This window comes from Candidatus Eisenbacteria bacterium, from assembly GCA_013140805.1.
GTDB lineage: Bacteria > Eisenbacteria > RBG-16-71-46 > RBG-16-71-46 > RBG-16-71-46 > JABFRW01.
Genome location: JABFRW010000160.1, coordinates 1 through 4,339 on the forward strand (window position 1 = coordinate 1; position 4,339 = coordinate 4,339).

The following is a 4,339-nucleotide window of genomic DNA, read 5'->3' on the forward strand; positions in this document are numbered from 1 at the left end:
GCGTGCGACCACGCGGCTCGCCGGACGCGTCGCCGGTGGGCGCGTCGCGACCGGCGCGCTGTTGCTGGCCGAGGGCGATTCGTGGTTCGACTACCCGTTCGCCGACGTGCTCGGCAAGTTGCAGGACATGTTCGGCTATTCGGTCGAGTCGGTCGCCAAGGCGGGTGATCGAGTCGAGGACATGGCATACGACGACGGGCAGTATGAAAAGCTGCTGCGCAAGTTCGAGCAGCTCGCCGCGCAGGGCCGCACGCCGCAGGCGATTCTGCTGTCGGGCGGTGGCAACGACATCGCGGGCGGCGAGCTCGCCACGCTGCTCAACCACGTCGACTCAGGCCTTCCGGCATTGAGTGAAGGCATGCTCGCCGGGATCTTCGACGAACGCCTGCGCGCCGCGATGGTGCGACTGATCGGCACCGTGACCGGGCTCTATGAGGCGCACTTCGGCGACAAGCCGCAGGTGTTCATTCACGGCTACGACTACCCGGTCCCGGACGCGCGCGGCTACATGGGTGGTGGTGGGCCGTTCCCCGGTCCGTGGCTCGAGCCGAGCTTTCGCCGGCGCGGCTACGGCGATCTCGCGATCAACACGCGACTCATGCGCCAGGTGATGGATCGCTTCAACGCGATGGCGAAGAACGTGGCTGCGACGCCGGGACTCGAGCACGTGACGTATGTGGATCTGCGCGGACTGCTGTCGGCGGAGCTGGCCGGCAAGGCGTATCAACTTTCGTGGGCGAACGAACTGCACCCGACGCGGCCGGGCTTCGAGGTGATCGCTGCCAAGTTCCACGAGGTGCTGAGCGGGTAGGGGCCGCGACCTAGCCCTTTTCCTCATCCCCGCGCAGCCCGAGCTGCCGCATCTTCTTGTAGAGGTGGCTGCGTTCGAGCCCCAGCCGTGCGGCTGCGCGCGTCATGTTGCCGCTTTCGGCCTTGAGCGTCGACTCGATGTGGTGGCGCTCGAAGTCACGCACCGCTTCGTTCAGCGGTCCACCGACGGCGTCATCGCTCGGGCGCGCCGGCAATACCGCGCGCACTTCGTCGGCGCCGATACGGTTGCCTGCGCTCATGATGATCAGCCGCTCGACCAGGTTTCGCAGCTCCCGCACGTTGCCGGGGAACGCGTAGTGGCTCAGCGCGTCGAAGGCCCCGGGCGCGAAGGTCTTGGGTTTGCGTCCAGTCTCGCGTGTGAGTTGGGCCACGAAGTGCTCGACCAGCAACGGCACATCCTCGATGCGCTCGCGCAGCGACGGCACGGTGATGGGAATGACCGCGAGCCGGAAGTAGAGATCCTCGCGAAACGTCTCGAGTTCGACCGCGGCCGACAGGTCGCGGTTGGTCGCCGCCACCACTCGCACGTCGACGCGAATCGGCCGGCTGCCACCCACCCGGGTGAGTTCGCCTTCCTGGAGCACTCGCAGCAGCTTGGTCTGCGCGCGCGCGCTGAGGTCCGCGACTTCGTCGAGCAGCAGCGTTCCGCCGTGGGCTTCCTCGAAGCGGCCGCGCCGCGCCTGGGTCGCGCCGGTGAACGAGCCGCGCTCGTGGCCGAACAGCTCGGACTCGAACAGCTCCTCGGGAATCGCGGAACAGTTGACGGCCACAAACGGCATCGCGCGACGCGCGCTCGAGGCATGGAGTGCTCGCGCAACCAGCTCCTTGCCGGTTCCGTGTTCTCCGCGGATCAGCACGCGGGCGGGCGAGGGGCCGGCGAGCGCGATCTGTTCGAGCAGCGAACGAATCGCGAGCGAGTCCCCGATGAGTGGCGCCATCCACGGCTCCTGCAGCCTGCGATTCTCGACCTGCAGCGCGCGGGTGGTCTGGGCGTTCTTGAGCAGCACCAGCAACCGTTCGAGCGCGACCGGCTTCTCCAGGAAGTCGAACGCGCCGAGCCGCGTGGCCTGGATGGCGGTATCGAGCGTGGCGTGGCCCGACATCATGATCACCGTGGTGTCCGGAGCACTCGCGTGGATCTCGGCCAGCAGGTCGAGCCCGTTCTCGCCCGGGAACCACACGTCGAGCAGCACGAAGTCGCAGGCCTCGCGCAGTCGGTCACGCGCGGCCGCGATGCTGGCGGCCTCGTCGACCTGATAGCCCTCGCGTTCGAGTGCGGCTTTGAGACTGCTGCGGATGTTCGGCTCGTCATCGACGATCAACAGCGATGGCATGTCACACCTCTCGTCGCATGGGCAGTCGCACCCGGAACGTCGCTCCGTGGCCGCTCGTCGACTCGACGGCGATGGTTCCGCCATGGTCGGTCACGATCCGCTCCACGATCGTGAGTCCGAGTCCACTGCCGTGCGCCTTGCTGGTGAATCCGGGCACGAAAAGTTGCGCACGCTGCTCGTCGGTCAGGCCCGGTCCGTCGTCATGCACCACCAGCTCGAGCCACTGACCGGCGCTCCCGATGCCCACATTCACGCGGCCGGTCGGCGCCGCGGCATCGAGACCGTTCTGGATCAGATTGAGCAACACCTGCCGAAGCTGGGCGCGATCGGCCTCGAGTCGCAGCGTGGCGGGCGCGGGATCGAAGGTCAGTCGCGCCTCGCTGAACTCGCGGCGATAGAGCGTTTTCAGGTCGGTGACGAGTTCGGCCACATCGAATGCCACGAACTGAGGCGGCGGGAAGCGCCCGAACTCCGAGAACTCGTTGATGAGTCGCTTGAGCGCGTGGACTTCCTCGCCGATGGTGCGGACCGCCTGTTCGAGGATGTGCGGAAAGTCCGCGCGGTTCTGATCGTAGGAGCGCTTGAGGTCCGCGATCGAGACCGCGATCGGCGTGAGCGGATTCTTGATCTCGTGCGCCACCTTTCGCGCCATCTGACCGTAGGCGGCCTGGCGCTCCGAGGCACTCAGGCGCTCGCGATAGGAACGCAGGTCGGTGCGCATGCGTTCGAGCGAAGCGACCAGAGTCTGCAGTTCTCCGACGCTCTCCATGGCCAGTGGTTGATCCCACTCGCCGCGCGCGATCTGATCCGAGAAACGGGCGAGTCGCTCGACCGGACGCGAGACCTGCCGCGACCACAACACACCGAGCCCCATCGCGATCAGCACGCCGAGAAGCCCGAGCGACAGCGAGGTCCATCGCAACGCGGCCAGCGTCTCGTCGGCGGACGAGGTGGCAGCGAGGCCCGCGAGTTGCACGTGCGGTTCGGAGCCGATCGCGAGTGCGCGACGCTGCGCCAGGTACGAGCGGCCTGCGATCTCGACCCGTTCCGCCACCTGGTTGCCGATCGCGGGCAGCGCTTCGCCGTCTCTCAGCGAGGTCGCGATCGGCTCGCCGCGTCCCGCATACAACACCAGCTCCACACCGCTGGTGCGCGCGAGCCGCGCGAGCAGCGTCGAATCGAGGAGTACACCGCCGCGAATGCGCCCGACCAACTCGTCGCGATAGCGAATCGACTGCGCAGCGTCGAGCACCAGCGCAGGGGCGCCCTGCACCGCCGTGAGCGCCAGCGGATCGGGCGACATCTCGCCGAGTGCCGCGCCGACCAGCGGCTCGCGCCCGAGACGCGCGCGTGCGGTCGGGGCAGTCGCCGCATCGGCGATCAGCCGGCCCTGCGCGTCGACCACGAACAGAAAGTCGAGGTCGAGCAGGAATTGCTGATCCGCCAGATAGCGCGACAGCTCGGCGCTGCTCGCCGACTCGACCAGGTAGAGCCGCTTCATCTGTGGGTCGCGCGCCAGCAGTCCGAGCTTCTCGGTCAGACGCGCAGCGTCACCGGCGAGCTGCGTTTGCAGCGAGCCGAGTGCCGCGCTCAGGCGCTCGGCCGCCTGCGCTTCGACGGTGCGCTGGATGCGCTGGCTCATGAGCGCGAGTGCGATCGCGAGCGGCACGATCGCAACCAGCGAGACTCCGAGCATGAGCCGCAGCCGCAGTGAGTTCATCGCCGCCGTTCGATCGGGGGGCACTCGGGCAGGTTTGCGAATGTGTCGGCGCCGAGCCGATCGACCAGCAACCGATGGCGCGCGTCGCACAGCACCACGCAGCGGATCGCGAACAGCGGCGTGATTCCGCGCCGGCTCCACTCGGCCTGCTGGACCGACAGGTCGTGGCGTGCCAGATCGAAGTACGCGAGGTGCAGTGCGCTTGCGGTATCGGAGGCGGCGACGCGATCGCGATTGAGAAATCGCTCGAGCACCCGTTGCCCGGGCAGCGAGGCGTCGACAACGAAGCGCGTCGAGCGCGGGGCGCTCGCGCTGTCGGCCGCCGGCACCGTGGCGCCGCGCAGCTCACGCCACGGCAGCAGGTCGCCGCCGAACATGCGCGCGTTCATCGCATCGAGCGTCGAGTCGAGCGCCGGTGGCACCGCGGTGGTGGCCGCGATCATGCCCCGCGCGC

At 68.2% G+C, this 4,339-nt stretch carries 4 protein-coding genes; 1 reads left to right on the forward strand and 3 read right to left on the reverse strand.

What is annotated here, in order from left to right; translation table 11 throughout:
• A partial coding sequence (locus tag HOP12_12460; protein NOT34967.1) for a hypothetical protein occupies nucleotides 1-811 on the forward strand: 811 nt, incomplete at its 5' end.
• A gap of 10 nt (nucleotides 812-821) precedes the next feature.
• Here HOP12_12460 and HOP12_12465 read toward each other — a convergent pair.
• Genes HOP12_12465 through HOP12_12475 form a run of 3 tightly spaced genes read right to left on the reverse strand, consistent with a single transcriptional unit; the run spans nucleotide 822 to nucleotide 4,328 of the window.
• Nucleotides 822-2,165 carry a sigma-54-dependent Fis family transcriptional regulator gene (locus HOP12_12465; GenBank protein NOT34968.1) on the reverse strand — a complete coding sequence of 448 codons (1,344 nt, stop codon included), beginning with the start codon at nucleotides 2,163-2,165 and terminating at the stop codon, nucleotides 822-824.
• A 1-nt stretch (nucleotide 2,166) separates the two neighbouring features.
• Nucleotides 2,167-3,885: a HAMP domain-containing protein gene (locus HOP12_12470; protein NOT34969.1), complete on the reverse strand. Its 1,719-nt coding sequence runs from the start codon at nucleotides 3,883-3,885 to the stop codon at nucleotides 2,167-2,169.
• A complete protein-coding gene (locus HOP12_12475; GenBank protein ID NOT34970.1) occupies nucleotides 3,882-4,328 on the reverse strand; it encodes a hypothetical protein in 447 nt (148 codons plus the stop codon). The genes HOP12_12470 and HOP12_12475 overlap by 4 nt, the downstream gene beginning before the upstream one ends.
• Nucleotides 4,329-4,339 lie beyond the last annotated feature (11 nt).

Bases quoted from the DNA above. Each gene is read 5' to 3' on its own strand.
- HOP12_12465 (NOT34968.1), bottom strand. From the start codon at position 2,165: ATGCCATCGCTGTTGATCGTCGATGACGAGCCGAACATCCGCAGCAGT.
- HOP12_12470 (NOT34969.1), bottom strand. From the start codon at position 3,885: ATGAACTCACTGCGGCTGCGGCTCATGCTCGGAGTCTCGCTGGTTGCG.
- HOP12_12475 (NOT34970.1), bottom strand. From the start codon at position 4,328: ATGATCGCGGCCACCACCGCGGTGCCACCGGCGCTCGACTCGACGCTC.